Origin of the sequence: Streptomyces sp. NPDC048275 (genome assembly GCF_040652275.1) — a bacterium.
Lineage (GTDB): Bacteria > Actinomycetota > Actinomycetes > Streptomycetales > Streptomycetaceae > Streptomyces.
Genome location: NZ_JBEZLR010000006.1, coordinates 169,643 through 188,395, shown reverse-complemented (window position 1 = coordinate 188,395; position 18,753 = coordinate 169,643). Strand labels below are relative to the sequence as shown.

The 18,753-nt window shown below is 69.7% G+C and carries 13 protein-coding genes; 9 read left to right on the top strand and 4 right to left on the bottom strand.

Translation table 11 applies throughout. The features are described 5' to 3' along the window. Nucleotides 1-336: 336 nt before the first annotated feature. A complete protein-coding gene (locus AB0D57_RS06595) occupies nucleotides 337-1,371 on the bottom strand; it encodes a LacI family DNA-binding transcriptional regulator (RefSeq protein ID WP_362067704.1) in 1,035 nt (344 codons plus the stop codon). An 11-nt stretch (nucleotides 1,372-1,382) separates the two neighbouring features. Next, a complete protein-coding gene (locus AB0D57_RS06590; protein WP_362067702.1) occupies nucleotides 1,383-2,429 on the bottom strand; it encodes a LacI family DNA-binding transcriptional regulator in 1,047 nt (348 codons plus the stop codon). 251 nt (nucleotides 2,430-2,680) lie between these two features. Here AB0D57_RS06590 and AB0D57_RS06585 point away from each other — a divergent pair, with 251 nt between their 5' ends. Next, complete coding sequence (locus AB0D57_RS06585; RefSeq protein WP_362067700.1) at nucleotides 2,681-5,038, top strand: glycoside hydrolase family 3 N-terminal domain-containing protein; 2,358 nt, start codon at nucleotides 2,681-2,683, stop codon at nucleotides 5,036-5,038. A 44-nt stretch (nucleotides 5,039-5,082) separates the two neighbouring features. On the opposite strand, the gene AB0D57_RS06580 is transcribed toward AB0D57_RS06585, so the two are convergent. Next, nucleotides 5,083-6,072: an acetylxylan esterase gene (locus AB0D57_RS06580; RefSeq protein WP_362067698.1), complete on the bottom strand. Its 990-nt coding sequence runs from the start codon at nucleotides 6,070-6,072 to the stop codon at nucleotides 5,083-5,085. 345 nt (nucleotides 6,073-6,417) lie between these two features. Here AB0D57_RS06580 and AB0D57_RS06575 point away from each other — a divergent pair, with 345 nt between their 5' ends. The 6 genes from AB0D57_RS06575 (at nucleotide 6,418) to AB0D57_RS06550 (ending at nucleotide 14,377) form a co-directional block, all read left to right on the top strand. Continuing rightward, nucleotides 6,418-7,416: an ABC transporter permease subunit gene (locus tag AB0D57_RS06575; protein ID WP_362067696.1), complete on the top strand. Its 999-nt coding sequence runs from the start codon at nucleotides 6,418-6,420 to the stop codon at nucleotides 7,414-7,416. A gap of 47 nt (nucleotides 7,417-7,463) precedes the next feature. Next, nucleotides 7,464-8,336, top strand: a complete 873-nt coding sequence (locus AB0D57_RS06570) for a carbohydrate ABC transporter permease (protein WP_362067723.1) — start codon at nucleotides 7,464-7,466, stop codon at nucleotides 8,334-8,336. 62 nt (nucleotides 8,337-8,398) lie between these two features. Next, nucleotides 8,399-10,051, top strand: coding sequence for an extracellular solute-binding protein (locus tag AB0D57_RS06565; RefSeq protein ID WP_362067694.1), 1,653 nt, complete (start codon nucleotides 8,399-8,401; stop codon nucleotides 10,049-10,051). An 11-nt stretch (nucleotides 10,052-10,062) separates the two neighbouring features. Next, nucleotides 10,063-11,655 carry a xylan 1,4-beta-xylosidase gene (locus tag AB0D57_RS06560; RefSeq protein ID WP_362067692.1) on the top strand — a complete coding sequence of 531 codons (1,593 nt, stop codon included), beginning with the start codon at nucleotides 10,063-10,065 and terminating at the stop codon, nucleotides 11,653-11,655. Continuing rightward, on the top strand, nucleotides 11,652-12,344 hold the full coding sequence (locus tag AB0D57_RS06555; protein WP_362067690.1) for a hypothetical protein: 693 nt from the start codon (nucleotides 11,652-11,654) through the stop codon (nucleotides 12,342-12,344). The genes AB0D57_RS06560 and AB0D57_RS06555 overlap by 4 nt, the downstream gene beginning before the upstream one ends. Then, nucleotides 12,341-14,377 (top strand): beta-galactosidase, encoded by a 2,037-nt coding sequence (locus tag AB0D57_RS06550; RefSeq protein ID WP_362067688.1) that lies wholly within the window; start codon nucleotides 12,341-12,343, stop codon nucleotides 14,375-14,377. The genes AB0D57_RS06555 and AB0D57_RS06550 overlap by 4 nt, the downstream gene beginning before the upstream one ends. A 68-nt stretch (nucleotides 14,378-14,445) precedes the next feature. Here the strand turns inward: AB0D57_RS06550 and AB0D57_RS06545 are convergent, their stop codons facing one another. Continuing rightward, a complete protein-coding gene (locus AB0D57_RS06545; RefSeq protein WP_362067721.1) occupies nucleotides 14,446-16,473 on the bottom strand; it encodes an alpha-glucuronidase in 2,028 nt (675 codons plus the stop codon). Nucleotides 16,474-16,780: 307 nt separating this feature from the next. Here AB0D57_RS06545 and AB0D57_RS06540 point away from each other — a divergent pair, with 307 nt between their 5' ends. Both AB0D57_RS06540 and AB0D57_RS06535 read left to right on the top strand, forming a co-directional pair. After that, nucleotides 16,781-16,918 (top strand): hypothetical protein, encoded by a 138-nt coding sequence (locus AB0D57_RS06540; protein WP_362067686.1) that lies wholly within the window; start codon nucleotides 16,781-16,783, stop codon nucleotides 16,916-16,918. Then, on the top strand, nucleotides 16,915-18,183 hold the full coding sequence (locus AB0D57_RS06535) for a glucarate dehydratase family protein (RefSeq protein ID WP_362067684.1): 1,269 nt from the start codon (nucleotides 16,915-16,917) through the stop codon (nucleotides 18,181-18,183). The genes AB0D57_RS06540 and AB0D57_RS06535 overlap by 4 nt, the downstream gene beginning before the upstream one ends. The last annotated feature ends 570 nt before the right edge of the window (nucleotides 18,184-18,753 follow it).

Below are 18,753 nucleotides of genomic sequence, written 5' to 3'. Positions count from 1 at the left end.
GGAGGGCGTCGACGCGATGGGGGTCCCCCCGCTCGAGCGAAGCCGAGAGTGGGGGAGTCGGCAACCGACGACAACGCCGCAGATGGGCGTGCCAGGCCCCGCGTCTGCGGCATGATCCGCCGGACAGGCCCTAGCCCTAGGACCGTGCCGTGTCGCGGGGAGACGACCGCCATGTGAGGTTCGGTCCCGTCACGACGAGCGCCCCTCTCGAACCCCGCGACCCGCTGAAACGGCACGGGCTGCGTCCGGATCGAGACCGTTCGTGGAAATAAGGCGAGTTCACCGTTCTCGGCAAGGGAGCGGGGCGACGCCCGCGAGGACGGACGAGGTCGGGCATCAGCTCCCCTCGGGGAGCGGGAACAGCCTGCGGCCGTCGTCCTTGGCGGCTGGACCGGTCGACTTCCTGACGACGAGGTCCACCGACATGTCGAGACGGACGGGAGGCAGTGACGGGTCGTCACTGACCGTACCCAGTACGCGGATGCTTTCGGCGGCCATGTCCTCGAACGGTTGACGCACGGTGGTCAGAGCGGGGGCCGACGACGTCGCGGCGTCGATGTCGTCGAATCCGACCACCGAGACGTCCTCCGGAACCCTGAGTCCGCGCTCGGTACAGGCTTCGATCACGCCCAGGGCCTGAAGGTCGTTGCCGGTCACGAAAGAGGTCGGGGCACTGTGGCTGTCCAGGAGGGTGTGGGCGACACGCCGGGCCGGCTCCGCCTGGAAACGCACGGAACGGATCAGCGCGCGGTCCGGGCGGATGTTCGCCTCGCGCAGCGCCGAAAGATACCCCCCGAAGCGAGCGCGACAGCAGACCAGGTCCAGTGGTCCGGTGATGAGGGCGATTCTCCTGTGGCCGAGACCCGTGAGGTGCTGGGCCGCCAGCGCCCCGCCGCGCCACTGGGTGGCTCCGACGGCGTTCATCTCCGCGGGAGCGTCGCCTATCGTGTCGAGGACGACCGTGGGCAGACGGGCCTCGGCCAGTCTGCGCCGGACGTCGGGCGGGACCGGAGACAGGACGAGTACGGCACCGGCCGGCCGGTGGGCGAGCAGGTGTTCCAACCAGTCGGGGTCGCCGTCGGCATGGCTGACGGTGAGCGGCCGGCCGGCCGCGCGGAGCACGGCGGAGAACCCGCGCAGGAGCGGCGCGTTGAGGGCGCTGCCCACACTGCCGAACACCACCTCCACCGATCCGTGGCGCGGTGCCCGGCGGTGCCACTGGTAGCCGGTTGCCTCGACGGCGTCCATGACGCGTCGCCGCAGTTCGGCGGAGACTCCCGGCCGGCCGTTGAGCACCTTGGAGACGGCGCTCTGCGAGACGTTGGCGATCTCGGCCACCGTGGTCATCCGTACGGTCGTCCGCCCGTTCATCCCGGCCTCCTTCAGGGGGTCGCCGGGCCGGCCGAGGGCTTCCCCTCGACGGCCTTCGGCGGCGCGGTGCTGTCCCGGATCACGAGCGAGGTCGCGAGCTCGATCCGCCGCCCCAGCGACGAGCCGGGCCGTGCCTGCTCCTGCGCGATGAGTCGTACTCCTTCCGCCGCCATTTCCGCCAGGGGCTGGCGGACCGTCGTCAGCGGAGGGGCGAGCATCGTGCAGATCGCGGTGTCGTCGAACCCGACGACGGAGAGATCTTCAGGGATCCGCAGCCCGCGCGCGCGGGCCACCTGGTAGACGCCGGCGGCCTGCCCGTCGGAGCCCGCGAAGACGGCGGTGGGCGGGTCCGGGAGGTCGAGCAGCGCCGTGCCGTGTTCCACACCGCCGGTGATGAGGAAGTCCCCGTAGCGGGTGAGAGCGGGGTCGGGGGCGAGCGAGAACTCGCGGTGCGCGGCGAGGTAGCCCTCGTGCCGCTCCCGGGTGCACTGGATCTCGGAGGGACCGCCGATGAACCCGATACGCCGGTGCCCGAGTTCGAGGAGGTGGCGGGTGGCCGCGGCGCCTCCCGACCAGTTCGTGGCCCCGACCGTCGGAATGGTGGGTTCGCTGGTGCCCACCGGGTCGAGAAGGATGAGCGGGGCCGACAGATCGGCCAGCGCGGCGATCTCGTCGTGGCGGGCACGGGAGAGCACGAGGATCACGCCGTCCGTCGGGCGCGCCCGACGGACGGTGATCCAGTCGCGGATGCTGAAGCGCGGATGGCTGGTGGACGTGAGCGCGAGTGTGTACCCGAGGCTGAATGCGGCCATCTGCACCCCCGAGATGAGCTCGCCCGCCCAGGGCGAGGTGACCCCCTCGATGAGGACGTCGAGGGTGCCGTCCTGCGGCTGCTGGCGCCCCTTGCGCAGCACATATCCGGTTTCCTTCGCCGCGCGCGTGACGCGGCTGCGGGTCTCCTCGGAGATATCCGGTTTGTCTGCGAGGACCCGCGACACCGTGGAGATGGAGACTCCCGCCGCTTTGGCCACCGCCGCCATCGTTGCCCGACCGGTCATGCCGGCTCCCTCCCGTAGAGCACTCTGACGGTACGTCTGTACCGCAAATTCCCACAACAGTTGGTGGAATATTCCGTCACCACCCCATGCAAACAGCGTGTGAGCCGCATGTTTGAAACCTTGGTCTTGACGCTTCTTTTTACCCCCAATTAACGTCCGCGTCACAGATCTTCCGCAACTCTTGCAGCCGGTTGCGGAGATCCATGTACCGGGAGTTGCGGGATAGCCCGCCGAACGCGGAGAAGTGATTCGTGTCTGCCCTCAATGACGAAGCGGTCGAGCTCGGCCACGGCCGGGTCGCCGTCCCCGATCTGATCGCCGCCATGACGTTGGAGGAGAAGCTCGCCCAACTCGTGGGCCTGTGGCAAGGAGTGGACCGTGACGGCGGTGCGGTGGCTCCGCTGCAGGATGCGATGGACACGGTGGAACAGGGTTTCGCCGAGTTCGCCGCGCAGGGTCTGGGCCAGATAACCCGCCACTACGGCACTTTGCCGCTGGATCCCTCCGAGGGGCTGTCGGCGTTGGCGGCCAAGCAGCAGTGGCTGCGCAAGAACACCAGGCTCGGTATTCCCGCGATCGTCCACGAGGAGTGCCTGACGGGCCTTGCCGCGTGGAAGGCGGCCACCTACCCCGTGCCGCCCGCCTGGGGCGCCACCTTCGACCCGGCTCTCGTGGAACGGATGGCGGCGCGCATCGGCCGCGTGATGGCGGGCCTCGGCATCCACCAGGGGCTGGCGCCGGTGCTCGACGTGATCCGGGACATGCGCTGGGGACGTGTGGAGGAATGCATCTCGGAAGATCCCTACCACGTCGCGCTCACCGGGGCCGCCTATGTCCGCGGTCTGCAGAGCGCGGGAGTCGCGGCCACGCTCAAGCACTTCGTCGGTTATTCCAATTCCCGGGCCGGCCGCAACCTCGCCCCCGTGCACGCCGGAGAACGCGAGGTCAGGGACGTCCTGGAGTTCCCCTTCGAGGTGGCCGTGCGCGATGCGGGGGCGCGCTCCGTCATGAACTCCTACGCGGAGATCGACGGTGTGCCCGTCGCCGCCAGCGAGGGTCGTCTGACCGGAACACTGCGCGAGGAGTGGGGCTTCGACGGCACCGTGGTCGCCGACTACTTCGCCGTGGCGTTCCTGCAGACGTTGCACCGGGTCGCCGAGGACGCGGGCGAGGCGGCGGTACAGGCCATCACCGCGGGCATCGACGTCGAACTGCCCACGGGGGTGACCTATCTGCAGCCGCTACAGGAGCGGATCGCCGACGGCCGCCTCTCCATGGACGTCGTCGACCGGGCGCTGGAGCGGGTCCTGAGGCAGAAGGCGGAACTCGGCCTGCTCGACGCGGACTGGGCTCCCCCGTCGGGGCCGGCACCCGACCTGGACTCGGAGGAGGACCGGCTGCTGGCGGCGACCATCGCCGAACGCTCCCTGGTCCTGCTGCACAACGACGGCGTCCTTCCGCTGGGCGACAGCGCCCCGGCTCCCCGCACCATCGCCGTCATCGGCCCGAACGCGGAGTCCGTGCCCGCCCTGTTCGGCTGCTACTCCTTCATCAACCACGTGATGCCGCAGCACCCGGACATCGAATCCGGTCTGCGGGTGGAGACGGTCGAGTCCGCGATACGCCGTGAGTTCGATCCCGCCAAGATCCTCACGGCGCAGGGAACGGGCGTGGACGACGGAGCCACGGAGGGGATCCCGGCCGCTGTCGCCGCGGCTTACGACGCCGATGTCGCCGTCGTCGTGGTCGGCGACCGCTCCGGGCTCTTCGGGCGCGGCACGAGCGGGGAGGGATGCGACGTCGACGACCTCGAACTCCCCGGAGCGCAGCGGGCTCTCGTCGAGGCGGTCATCGCGACCGGAACCCCGACGATCGTGGTTCTGCTGACCGGACGTGCCTACGCGATCAGCTGGATGTTCGAGGGAGCTGCCGCTGTGGTTCAGGCCTTCTTCCCGGGGGAGGAAGGGGCGGCCGCCGTCGCCGGCGTGCTCAGCGGACGCGTCAACCCGTCCGGCCGCATGCCCATGAGCCTGCCGCGCGGTGCCGGTGGCCAACCGTACAGCTATCTGCATCCGCCGCTGGGCGGTGCGAGTTCCGTCACCAACATCGACACCGCTCCGGCGGTTCGGTACGGATTCGGGCTGAGCTACACGCAGTTCGCCTACGAGGACTTCGCGGTCGAGGCGCACGAGGTCGACGTCGCCGACGTGATCCGCTGCGCGGTCACCGTACGCAATGTCGGGGACCGCGGCGGCGCGGAGGTCGTGCAGCTGTACGCGTCCGACCCCGTGGCCTCCGTCACGCGTCCGCTGGCCCAGCTCGTGGCGTTCGAGCGTGTGCTCCTGGAGCCGGAGGAGTCCGTCCGGGTCCGCTTCGCCGTGCCCACGCGGCTGCTGGCGTTCACCGACCGCGCCGGGCACCGGATCGTCGAACCCGGCGAGATCCGCGTCGGTGTCCGGCGCGATGCTGGTGACGTGATCAGCGAAGAGACCGTCCGGCTCACGGGAGCCGTTCACCACATCGACGGAACGGAGGCCCGTATCAGCACCGTCACGGTCTCCGCTGCGTCGGCGGCCACCGCCTCGGACCCCTTGGAGGAATCGGCATGAACGGCCGTTCCTGCACCAAGAGGCCGAGGGGGAACGGTGGTTGCTCAGTCGCCCACCACCTCGCGCAGCCAGGCGAGCTGCTTGCGCACGTGCACCGCGTCGCCGTGCTCGTGCCCGTTGAAGGGGTAGGTGTGTATCTCCCGGCGCGGTGCGCGGCCGGTCAGTTCGCCGTAACGGTTGAAGGCGGAGTACGCGCCGCTGGGCGGGCAGACCGTGTCGCGCAGCCCGACGCCGAAGTGGGCGGGGGCGTGGGCGCGGCGCGCGAAGGAGGCGCCCTCCATGTAGGACAGGGTGTGCATGGCGGCATCGACGGCCTCGCGGTGCACGGCGAGGTAGGCGGTGATCTCGCCGTACGGACTCGCGTCGGTGAGGTTCAGCGCTCGGTGGATGCCGCACAGGAACGGGGCGCTCACCGCCACCGCCGCCAGGTCCGGGACGAGGCCGGCGACGGCCAGCGCGAGGCCGCCACCCTGGCTGTTGCCGACCGCGGCCACCCGCGTGCCGTCCACGCCCGGCAGCGCGCGTACGGCGGCGACCGCGCGCACCGCGTCCGTGATCAGTCGCCGGTAGTGGTAGTCGTGCGGCGCGAGCAGGCCGCGCGCGGCGGGGCCGGGGCCACCGGGCACGGAAGCGTGCGGGTCCGGGGTGTCGCCGCCGCATCCGAACTGGTCGCCCTGCCCCCGGTTGTCCATGAGCAGGTGCGCGTGTCCGGCGGCGGCCCAGGTGATCCGTTCGTGCGCGAGGCCGCGCCCGCGCCCGTAACCCGCGTACTCGACGACGGCCGACAGGGGGTGCGACACCCCGGCCGGGCGCGTGTACCAGGCGCGCACCGGTTCGCCGGCGAATCCGCGGAAGGTCACGTCCCAGCTGTCGACCAGCTGGAGGCCGGTGTCGACGGCACGCACCGACACCACGGGGTCGGCCTGTTCCGCCTCCTTCAGGGTGTCCTGCCAGAAGGCGTCGAAGTCGGCGGGCTCGTCGAGCACGGGGCGGTATCGCTCCAGCTCGTCCGGGGGCAGGTCGAAGGCGGGCACGGGACCTCGCAAGGCAGTCGGGGACGGCAGACAGCCGTCCGGTTATTCCGTTAACTGATCGAAAATTTCCGGGAGACAGTAACAGCACTGCACGGGATCTGCCTCTCGTGAAGTAGGCCAGATAGAGGAACGTTTCGCCCATATCCCGCCAAACAGGCAGCGTTGACAAGGGCGCAGACCGCTCATAAGTTGCCGCCACGTTACCGGAAACGTGCTGAAATTTATCGGTCACGTATCACGGTGATGCGGGTGCGCCCCGACGTCGCCGCGCACCACCACCCTTCCGAGGACGGCCCGCCGGGCCGTCCGCCCACCCCACCTCGCCCACCCCACGGAGGCCCGAGCATGAGCACCTCCACCGCCCTGGATCCGCCGCACGGAACCCAGGATCCACCGGCGGCCGGCCCGCCCATACCGCCCCGCCGATCCCGGCCGACCGGGCGTCGCAGCTGGCGGCGGGCGCTGCGCCGCGACTGGCAGTTGTACTCGCTCGCGGTGCTGCCGCTGCTGTTCTTCCTGGTCTTCCGCTACCTGCCGATGATCGGGAACGTGATCGCCTTCCGCCGCTTCCAGCCGGGTGGTTCGATCCTGGGCGAGGAATGGGTGGGCCTGCGCTATATGCGCATGTTCCTCACCGACCCCACCTTCTGGCAGGTCTTCACCAACACGCTGTGGATGGGCGCGCTGACGCTCGTGTTCTGCTTCCCGGTACCGATCGTGCTGGCGCTGCTGCTCAACGAGGTGCGTACACGCGCGCTGAAGCGGTTCGTGCAGTCGGTGTCGTACCTCCCGCACTTCCTCTCCATCGTGATCATCGCGGGCATCACCATGCAGGTGCTCGCCACGGACGGCCCGGTCAACCATGCGCTGAAGGTGTTCGGCCACGCGCCGATCCCGTTCCTCCAGGAGCCGGAGTGGTTCCGCACCATCTACGTGGGCTCGGAGATCTGGCAGACCGCCGGCTGGGGCACCATCCTCTACCTCGCCGCGCTCACCACCATCGACGACGAGCAGTACGAGGCGGCGCGCATCGACGGTGCCAACCGCTGGCAGCAGACCTGGCACATCACGCTCCCCGGCATCCGCCCCACCATGATCACGCTACTGATCCTCAACATCGGCACGTTCTTGGTAGTGGGCTTCGAGAAGATCCTGCTGCTCTACAACCCGCTGACCTATCCCACCGCGGACGTCGTCTCCACGTACCTGTACCGCACCGGCGTGGAGTCCAACAGCTTCAGTTACGCCGCCGCCATCGGCCTGTTCGAGGCCGTCATCGGCCTGGTGCTGATCTTCTCCGCCAACCAGCTCTCGCGTCGCACTGTGGGGACGAGCCTGTGGTAACCCTGTCCGGCAGCCCCCTGGGCCGCCCTCCCCGCCCGCGCACCTCCGTGCTCCAGCCCTCCCGCGGCTACCGCGTCTTCCAGGCCGTGAACGGTCTGATCCTGACCGGCGTGGTGGTCGTGACCCTCTACCCCTTCGTGAACATCATCGCCCGCTCCTTCAGCGCGGAGGACCGCATCCGGGCCGGTGAGGTGAACCTGCTGCCCGAGGGGTTCAACCTCACCACGTACCGCATCGTCGTCTCGGACGGCACGTTCTGGCGGAACTACGGCAACAGCGTGCTCTACACAGTGGTCGGCACCGTCATCGCCATGGTGCTCACCACCTGCTACGCGTACGTCCTGTCCAAGCGGCATCTGAAGGGCCGCAACGCACTGATCGGTATCGCCGTCTTCACCATGTTCTTCTCCGGCGGCCTGATCCCCAACTACGTCCTCATCACCAGCCTCGGCATGAAGAACTCGCTGTGGGCACTGGTGATCCCGAACGCGATCAGCGTCTTCAACCTGCTCGTGATGAAGGCGTTCTTCGAAAGCCTGCCGGTCGAACTCGAAGAGGCCGCCCAGATCGACGGCCTGAACACCTACGGGATTCTGCTCCGGGTCGTGCTGCCGCTCTCCAAAGCGATGCTCGCGACCATGGTGCTCTTCTACTCGGTGTCGTTCTGGAATTCCTGGTTCGGCGCGTTCCTCTACATGGACAAAGCCGACTTGATGCCGGTCACCGTCTACCTGCGCAACATCATCGCCGGCGCCACCGGCGGAGGGAACGCCGGCGCGGAAGCGGACCAGCTCACGCAGGTGGCGGCGAACATCCAGTCCGTCACGATCGTGCTCACGGCACTGCCGATCCTCGCCGTCTACCCGTTCGTCCAGCGCTATTTCGTCTCCGGCGTCACGCTCGGCGCGGTCAAGGGCTGACACAAGGGGCTCGGCCCTCCACTACGGAGAAACCCCCCGACTACGGAAACAAAGGAGTATCCGTGAAGAACTCAGGACAGCTGTCCCGGCGTAGCCTGCTGGCCGCCGCTGGATTCGCCGGCCTCACCGTCCTCGTCGGCTGCGGCAGCGGCGACGACGGCAGCGGTGACGCGAAGGACCTCTCCAAGAAGCAGGCCGGAGCGATGAAGAAGTACGGAGTGGGTGACCAGTTCAAGGCCACCAAGGCGCTCACGTTCTCCATCCTCCACCTCGACAACCCGGTCTACCCGCCCAAGAAGAGCTGGCTCTTCTGGAAGGAGCTGAGCAAGCGGACGGGTGTCACGTTCGAGGCGACCGGGGTGCCGTACAGCGACTACGAGAAGAAGAGAAGCCTGCTCATCGGCGCGGGTGACGCGCCCTTCCTGCTCCCCAAGACGTATCCGGGCCAGGAGACCGCGTTCGTCTCCTCGGGGGCCATCCTGCCGGTCAGCGAGTACGTGCACCTGATGCCCAACTTCCAGGACAAGGTCAAGAAGTGGGGACTGGAGGGCGAGCTGGACTCGATCCGGCAGTCCGACGGCAAGTACTACGTCCTGCCCGGTCTGCACGAGAAGGTGAAGGTCGGCTACTCCCTCGCCCTGCGCACCGACGTACTGAAGAAGGCCGGGCTCGACCTGCCGACCACCTGGGACGAGGTCCACGAGGTACTGAAGGGCCTCAGAGAGGCCCACCCCGATGTGTATCCCTTCTCGGACCGCTGGAACCAGCCCGAGCCGGGCGGCGCGCTGTTCAACTTCCTCGCGCGGTCCTTCGGCACCAGGGGTGGCTGGGACTATAAAAACACCACCTGGGACGCCAAGGCGCAGAAGTACGTCTTCACCGGCGCCATGGACGAGTACCGCCAGATGCTCGAGTACGTGAACAAGCTGGTGTCCGAGAAGCTGGTGGACCCGGAGAGCTTCACCCAGTCCGACGATCAGGCCAAGCAGAAGCTCCTCGGCGGCAAGTCCTTCGTGATCAGCGGCAATCCGCAGGTCCTGGCGGACGAGTACCGCCTCAACCTGGAGAAGCAGGTCAAGGGCTCCTCCATCGAGTTGATCCCGGTGCCGATCGGTCCGGCCGGCCCCGTGCTGGCGGGCAGCCGCCTGGAGAACGGCATGATGATCTCCAGCAAGGCCCTCAAGAGCGAGAACTTCGTCGCGCTGATGCAGTTCGTGGACTGGCTGTGGTACTCGGACGCAGGCCAGGAGCTCGCCAAGTGGGGCGTCGAGGACGTCACGTACACGACGTCCGGTCCCGGCAAGTACGCCCCCAAGGACGGCATCAAGGTCCTGGGTATGAACCCGGATGCGGACAAGGACCTGCAGAAGGACTACGGCTTCTCCAACGGCGTCTTCGCGTACGGCGGCAGCTGGTCCCTTGTCTCGTCCTCCTTCACGCCGGACGAGAAGAAGTTCCAGGACTCGATGGCCGACCGCAAGCTGCCCATCGTCGAACCGGCCCACCCGCTGCAGTCCATGGACCAGGAGCAGGCCACGCTCTGGGACACCCCGCTGAAGGACCACGTCAAGCAGAACACCCTCAAGTTCGCGCTCGGCAAGCGCCCGTTGTCCGAATGGGACGACTACGTCGCCGAGCTCAAGGCGAAGAACATGCAGCAGTTGATCGACCTGCACAACAACGCGTACGACCGCTTCAAGAAAGAGAACGGCTGACGATGACGGGCATGGCGCGCCACCGCGTTCCGGACCGGCCGGCCGGACGGCTCTCCGAAGCCTGGCGCTTCTGCGTCGGTACCGGCCGGATCGAACTCGCGCTGCGCCGCGACTACCAGGACTCGCTCGCCCTGCTCCAGCAGGAGATCGGCTTCCGGCACATTCGCGGCCACGGCCTGCTCAGCGACGGCATGGGCGTCCACCGTCCCTACACATGGCAGGGCGCCCGCCATGTCCACCACTCCTTCACCTATGTCGACCAGGTGGTGGACGCCTACCTGGCACTCGGTATCCGGCCTTTCCTCGAACTCGGCTTCATGCCCGACGAGTTGGCTTCCGGGGACCGGACCGTGTTCTGGTGGCGCGGCAATGTCACCCCGCCCCGCTCCCACAAGGAGTGGGCCGGGCTGGTCCGCGCCACACTCAAGCACCTCGTGGACCGCTACGGCCTGGACGAGGTGCGCACCTGGCCGATCGAGGTGTGGAACGAGCCCAACCTGCCCGACTTCTGGCAGGACGCGGACGAGGCGGCGTACCACCGGCTCTACGAGGTGACCGCTCGCGCGGTGAAGGAGGTCGACGCCTCGCTCCAGGTCGGCGGCCCGGCCACCTCACCGGGTGCGGACGACTGGATGGTGCGGTTCGCCGAGTTCGCCGAAGCCCGTGACGTGCCCGTCGACTTCGTCTCCCGCCACGCCTACTCCTCCGGCCCCGCCCAGCACGTCCCGTTCGGCGTCCACCAGACGCTCGCCCCGGCCGGGAACCTCCTCGACCAGTTCGCCACCCCGCGCCGACAGCTCGAAGGCACCCGGTTCGCGGAAATCCCCGTCCACATCACCGAGTTCAACTCCTCCTATCGCCCCGACAACCCCATCCACGACACCGCCTTCCACGCCGCCTACCTCGCCCCGGTGCTCGCCGCGGGCGGGGAGGTCGCCGACTCCTTCTCGTACTGGACCTTCAGCGACATGTTCGAGGAGGTCGGACCACCTACCGCCCTCTTCCACGGCGGCTTCGGCCTGCTCACCCATCGGCAGGTGAAGAAGCCGACGTACCACCTGTACGCGTTCATGGCCCGCATGGGAGCCGACCTGCTCGTACGCGGCGACGACCACCTGGTGACCCGCCACCCCGACGGCCGGGTCACCGTCCTCGCCTGGGCGCCCGTCGATCCGACCGGCGAGACGCCCGGACCGGACCGGCACACCCTGCGCCTGTCCGTCCCGGTCGGCACCCGGCCGCAGGGCGAGGCGTTCGTCCGCCGCTCCACCGTGGACGAGGAGCACGGCAACGCCTGGACGGCGTGGCGGCACATGGGCGGCCCGCGCTCGCCCCGCCCCCAGGAGCTCGACATCCTGCGCGAGGCCGCCGAACCCGCCCGGAGCCACCTGCGGCTGCCCGTCGCGGACGGCCGCGCCGAACTCGACCTCACCCTCGCCCGCCACGAGGTCACGCTCGTCGAGCTCAGCGCGGTCGCGGACGAGACACCGCCCTGGTGGGACGAGCGCCGACTGCTCGGGGCCGTACCGGATTCCCGGCTGGACCAGGGCCCCGCGAACCCAGCCGGAAACCCGGCACGGACAACGGACGGGGAGCCGCGATGAGCGCCACCGAGGCGGCCCGCCGCCACACCTTCGGTACGGGAGCGCTCTCCCGCGCCGCCGCCCTGGTCCACACCCTGCTCACCGTCGAGCTGATGGTGCTCGCGGCCGCCTCACCCGGCTTCGTCGCCCTGCTCTTCCTCGCTCGCTCCGCGTCCAACCTGCCGCTCGCCGCCGCCTGTCTGCTGCCGCTCGGCCCCGCCCTGTCCGCCGCGCTGTACGCGCTGCACCGCCGCGGCCGGGACCTCACGGAGCTCCACCCGGCCCGCGCGTACGCGCGCGGCTGGCGGCTGAACGCCGTGCCCGTGCTCAAGCTGTGGGCGCCGCTGCTCGCATGGCTGTCGTTCATCGGTTTCTCGCTCGCCCACTTCCCCGCGTCGGGCCTGCCCCGCTGGTGGGCCTGGCTGCTGGCACTGACCGGGGTGGTGTCGCTGTTGTGGGGAACGTACGCACTCGTGCTCGCCTCGCTCTTCACCTTCCGCACCGCCGACACCGCGCGCCTGGCCGCGTACTTCCTGCTCCGGCACGGCAAAGCCACCCTCGGCACCGCCTCCCTGCTCGCCCTCGCCGCCGGCCTCACCGTGCTCTACACCGAGGCCCTGCCCGCCCTGCTCGCCGCACCACTTCTGCTCTGCCTGCTGAACACCACACGCCCGGTGACAGCCGAGGCCCAGGAGGACTTCACCGCATGACCACCCCCAGCACCGACAAGATCGCCTACGGCGGCGACTACAACCCGGAGCAGTGGCCCGAGCCCGTCTGGGACGAGGACCACCGCCTGTTCGACCAGGCCCGCATCGACACCCTCACGGTCGGTGTCTTCTCCTGGTCGCTCACCCAACCCGCGGAGGGCGTCTACGACTTCACCGTCCTCGACCGCATCCTCGACCGCGCCGCCGCCGAGGGCCGGCGCGTGTGCCTGGCCACCGGCACCGCCGCTCTCCCGCCCTGGCTGGCCCGCGCTTACCCCGAGGTCAACCGCACCGACTTCGAGGGCCGCCGCCACGGCTACGGCCAGCGTCACAACTTCTGCCCCAGCTCACCTGCGTACCGCCGTCTCTCCGCCGCGGTCGCGGACCGCCTCGCCGAGCGCTACGCCGACCACCCGGCCCTGCTCGCCTGGCACATCAACAACGAGTACGGCGGGGCCTGCTACTGCGAGCTGTGCGCCGCCGCGTTCCGCGACTGGCTGCGCGAGCAGTACGGCACCCTGGACGCCCTCAACCACGCCTGGTGCACCACCTTCTGGTCGCACCGCTACACCGACTGGGGCGAGATCGAGCCGCCCAGCGCCCTCACCGAGCACTGGCGCGGTCCCGACCACACCGCCTTCCAGGGCATCACCCTCGACTACCACCGCTTCATGACGGACGCGCTCCTCGGCTGCTTCCGCGCCGAGAAGGAGGCCATCCGCTGCCTCGATCCCCACACGCCGGTCACGACCAACTTCATGGGCATGTTCCGGCCGCTGGACTACCACCGCTGGGCACCCCACCTCGACTTCGCCTCCTGGGACAGCTACCCGCCGCTCGACGCACCGCCCACCATGGCCGCCCTCGGGCACGACCTGATGCGCGGCCTCAAGGACGGCGCGCCCTTCTGGCTCATGGAGCAGACGCCGTCCACCACCGCCTGCCGCGATGTGAACCCGCTCAGGCGCCCCGGTGAGCTGCGGCTGGCCACCTGGCAGGCCGTCGCCCACGGCGCGGACGCCGCCCTCTACTTCCAGATGCGCGCCTCGCGCGGGGCCTGCGAGAAGTACCACGGGGCGGTCATCGGCCACGCCGGACGCGACGACACCCGCGTGTTCCGCGAGGTCGCCGAGGTGGGACGAGAGCTGGCGGAGCTGGGGCCGGTCACGCTCGGCGCCCGCACCCCGGCCCGTACCGCCCTGCTCTTCGACTGGGACAGCTGGTGGGCGCTGGAGATGTCGGACGGGCCCTCACGTCTGGTCCGCTACCAGCAGGTCGTCCACGCGTACTACCGGGCCGCCCGTGAGGCCGGCGCGGACGTGGACGTCGTCCCGGTCACCGCCGACCTCACCCCGTACGAGGTGGTGCTCGCCCCCGTCCTGCACATGGTCAAGGGCGATCTCGCCGCGCGTCTGGAGGCGGTGGCAGCCCGCGGCGGCACCGTCGTGACGACCTTCCTCTCCGGCCGCGTCGACGAGCACGACAACGCCTTCCTCACCGACGTCCCCGGCCCGCTGGCCCCTCTCATGGGCGTCCGCGTCGACGAGTGGGACTCGCGCCCGGCCGACACCGTCAACCCCGTGGTGCTCGGTACGGGCGACGAAGCGCTGCACACCGACGCGCGCCTGGTCTTCGAGATCGTGCTTCCGCAGGGCGCCGAACCGGTCGGCAGCTACCAGGACGACTTCTACGCCGGCACCCCGGCCGTCACCCGGCACCCCTTCGGCGAGAGCGGGGGCGAAGGCTGGTACGTCGCCACGGCGCTCGACCAGCCCGGTGTCGACTGGGTGGTACGCCGTGTCCTCGCCCGCCACGAGCTCGTCGGCCCGTACGCCGACCACACCTCCATCGAGACCGCCGCCCGCACCGCCCCCGACGGCACCCGTCTGTTCTTCCTGCTCAACCACGCGCCCGACCCGGTGTCCGTGACCGCCCACGCGTCGGCCGTGGACCTGCTCACCGGCAAGCACGTCGAGCGCGGTGCGGCGCTGACGCTGGACCCGCGAGGAGTCTGCGTTCTGAGCCTTCAGTAGGACCGAGTCCGTGCAACAGCCCCGGGACTTCACCGGTCCCGGGGCTGCCGTCTGCCATCAGTGTGCCGTCAGTAGATGCGGCGCCCGCGTGCGTCCGGCACGCCGGACTTCCGGAAGAAGTACGTGTTGATGTGGTCGCGCCACTCGCGGGCGCTGCGGAGCTGCTCCTCGTAGCGCTCCGCCGCCCGTGCATGGCGTGACGGGTCCACCAGATCCGCGAGCCCGGCCCACACCCGGTGCGCCTCCTCCACCTCCTCCACGCCCTCGAAGTGCGTGTCGTAGATGTGCTGGATCACCGTTTCACCGCTGTGCAGCACATGTCCGTACGGCACGTGGTGGAAGAAGAGCAGCAGCTCGTCCGGGCAGCTCTCGGGCAACTCGTACACCTCCGCCCACGGTTTCGCGTACTGCCCCGCGAATCCGGTGCCGGTCGCCCGGCTGCGGTCGACGCCGACCCCGTCCCGGTCGGCGAAGTGGTACGTGCCCCACGGGCTGTACTCGTAGCCGTCCACGCTCGGCCCGTAGTGGTGCCCCGGCTGCACCATGAAGCCGACGCCGAGCGGCGCCGTGTACTTCTCGTACGTCCGCCAGGAGCCCTCCAGGGCTGCCTGCAGCCCACTGCGCAGCCGCGCGGGATCGGCACTCTCCTCGGGCACGAAGGTCATCCCGATCCACTCGTCCAGGACGGCGCGCGGGTCCGCGTCCGGCTGCCAGGCGAGCCGTCCGACCGTGTACAGGTTCGCCTGCGCCAGCGGATGGCCGGTCCAGAACGGGTCGTCACCGGCGTTCGACACCGCCACCAGGCCGCCGCCGCGCGCCAGGTCCCCGACGCTCGGCCCCTCCTCCCCCTCGGGCCTGAACCGCAGCGCCTCGCTCCACATCGGCCCGAGCCAGCACACGTGCCGCTGCTGTCCCGTGTACTCCTGGGTGGCCTGTATCTCCACCGCGAGCCGGGTGTTCGGCATCGCGCCGATCACCGGGGAGAGGGGCTCGCGTGTCTGGAAGTCCATCGGCCCGTGCTTCACCTGGAGCACCGCGTTCGGCGCGAACTCGCCGTCCAGCGGGGCGAAGTGGTCGTAGGCCGCACGTGCCCGGTCCGTCGACCGGTCCCGCCAGTCCTGCCGGTGGTCGTAGACGAAGGCCCGCCAGTGCACCGTTCCGCCGTACGGAGTGAGTGCCGCGGCCAGCAGGTTGGCGCCGTCCGCGTGGCTGCGGCCGTAGCTGAACGGGCCGGGCTGCCCCTCGGAGTCAGCCTTCACCACATACCCGCCGAAGTCGGGTATCGCCGCATACACCCGGCCGGTCGTCCTGGCCCACCAGTCGGGCACCGCCTCGTCCAGCGGATCGGCGGTGGGCAGGCCGCCGAGCACGACGGGCGCGGCGAAGGAGACGGACAGATGCGTCCGGATCCCGTACGGGCGCAGCACGTCCGCGATCGCGGCCACCTCGCCGATGCGGTCGGTCAGCAGGTGCGCCTCGGTCTCGTGCACGTTCACGTTGTTCACGGCGACCGCGTTGATGCCGCATGCGGCCAGCAGCCTGCCGTACCAGCGCACCCGCTCCAGTTCGTCCCGCGAGCCCCGTGGCAGGCCGTCCCGCCAGAACAGCGAGCCACCCGCGTACCCGCGCTCCACCTGGCCCATGACCGGATGCACGGCCATGTTGTCCCAGTGGTCCAGCATCCGCAGCGCCAGCGCCGGACGGTGCGCCTCGCGCGCCCGTTCGCCCTGGAAGGCCGCCTCGCCGAGCCGCACCAGGTGGAACAACCCGTACAGCAGCCCGGCCTGGCCGGCAGCCGTCACCCGTGTGACGCCGCCCGTCCGCACCAGCGCGAACCCCTCGTCCCCGACACCGTCCGGGTCGCCGTCCTCGCCCAGCTCCAGCACCAGGTCGTACGGCGCGCCCTGTGCCCGCGCGGCTCTGACGACCTCGCCGCCGAACCGCGTGCAGGCGCAGGTCACCTCCGCGTGGACCGTGTCCACCACCGGGCCCGTTCCGGAGATCAGCGTGCGCCGGGAACCCAGCGGGCTGAACACCTCGGGCGGCAGCCACGCCGGGTCCACGCCGCTGGGCAGCGCGGGCACGGATGCGGGCATGGATATGGATACGGATGCTGTCACGGGGACCCCTGGTCAGTGCGTATCGAGCTCGCCGGACCGCCTGGGCGCGGGCGGGCGGCCCAAAGTATGCCGTGTACCGGGCCGGGTGGGGAGGGGGCGCCCTGAAGATCACGATCGCCGTCAGGCAGGCCGGCTGCGCGAAGGCCACGGCGGGCGACCTTGGCCTCATCGGTCGCGGGGAGAGAGATGCGCACATGTCTTGACCACCTCAAACAGCGGCTTTTACAGTGCAGTTGTTCACATTCACGTTGCGAGTTCACGTACAGAAACAAAGAGGGGCTTCATGCTCAAGGACGCTCCGTTCTTTCCCGCACTCCCCTTCATCGCTGACGATTCGCTGAACGGCGCCCGTTTCCCGGACGGCACGGGCAATCCCGGTGCGGCTCTGGTAGCCGCTCCCACCGAGGCGGCCGCCCAGTGAGCGACGCCATCCTGATCACCGGGATCGACATCACCCCGATCGCGTTCAAGGACCCCGCTCTCCTCAACGCGGTCGGTGTCCACGAGCCCTACGCCCTACGCGCGATCGTCGAGGTCCACACCGACCAGGGCCTGGCCGGACTGGGCGAGACCTACGCCGACGAGGGCCACCTGCGCCGGCTGCGGACGGCCGCCGACGCCGTCGTCGGCATGGACGTTCACGCGCTCGGCGCGATGCGCCATCGGATCAGCCAGGCGCTCGGCGGCGACTCCGGAAGCGACGGTCACGGCCTGACCGGCATGATCACGACGAGCAGTACCGTGGATCGCATCTTCTCCCCCATCGAGGTCGCCTGCCTGGACATCCAGGGCCATGCGGCCGGACGCCCTGTCAGCGACCTGCTCGGCGGCGCCGTCCGCGAACAGGTCCCCTTCAGCGCCTACCTTTTCTACAAGTGGGCCGGGCATCCCGGCGCCGAGCCCGACGACTGGGGCCCCGCGCTCGACACCGACGGCATTGTCGCCCAGGCCCGGCGCATGATCACGGAGTACGGCTTCACCGCCATCAAACTCAAGGGCGGCGTACTGCCGCCCGAGCAGGAGATCGAGGCCGTCCTGGCCCTGCGGGAGGCGTTTCCCACGCTCCCCTTGCGCCTGGACCCCAACGCCGCCTGGACCGTGGAGACCTCGGTCAAGGTCGCCCGCGCCCTGGACGGCGTACTGGAGTACCTGGAGGACCCCACCCCCGGCCAGGAAGGCATGGCCCGCGTCGCCCGCGAGGCGCCCATGCCGCTCGCCACCAACATGTGCGTGGTCGCCTTCGACGAACTGCCGTCCGCCGTAAACCAGGACGCGGTGCAAGTCGTCCTCTCCGACCACCACTACTGGGGTGGGCTGCACCGCTCCGGGCTCCTCGCCGGCCTCTGCGACACCTTCGGCCTCGGCCTGTCCATGCACTCCAACTCCCACCTCGGCATCAGCCTCGCCGCCATGACCCACCTCGCCGCCGCCACCCCCAACCTCACCTATGCGTGCGACACGCACTGGCCCTGGAAGACCGAGGACGTCGTCCAGCCCGGCACGCTCGCCTTCACCGACGGCGCCGTTCGCGTGCCCCGCGGGCCCGGCCTCGGCGTCCGGCTCGACCGCGACGCCCTCGCCCGTCTGCACGAGCAGTACCGCGCCTGCGGCCTGCGCAACCGCGATGACACCGGCTACATGCGCCGCATCGATCCCTCGTACGAGAAGAAGTCACCCCGCTGGTGAACCAGGGCCTGTCGTTTGGATCAGGTCGCGGGGAATCGACGCTGCCTTGTCGCCGCAGACGCGCGTGCCAGACCCCGCGTCCGCGGCGTGATCCAAACGACAGGCCCTGGCGGAACGCAGCGAAGTCCGCCGCGCGCAGAAGCCCCGCCGATGCCTCGCATTCCGGCGGGGCTTCGTCGTCTCACGCGCTCTCGCGGATACCGCCGTCGGGAATGGTTGCAGCGACGCGAAGTGACATCCATCACGCCGACTTCCCGTATCAACGGGGTCCGGTAGTACATGGCACTTGGGCGATATAGGCAGACTTGCCGCCCGGAAACAGACATACGGAACACATGATCCAAAGGTATGCGCTCCACCCGGTTCCTTCACTCCGCTCGCCGGGCACATGGGGCTTCCTGACGGAGCGCCAGGCCTCGCCGCTTTCCAGTGAGCCGGGTCGGCACACCCGTGCGCCCGATTCAAGGGCGTTCGGGGCCTACGAGGCCGGGTAGTAGTGGCGCTCGTTGCCGCTCACTCACTCAGGTTTTAACAATGACGGCCCCAGCATGCGTCGCCGCAGCTCAGGCA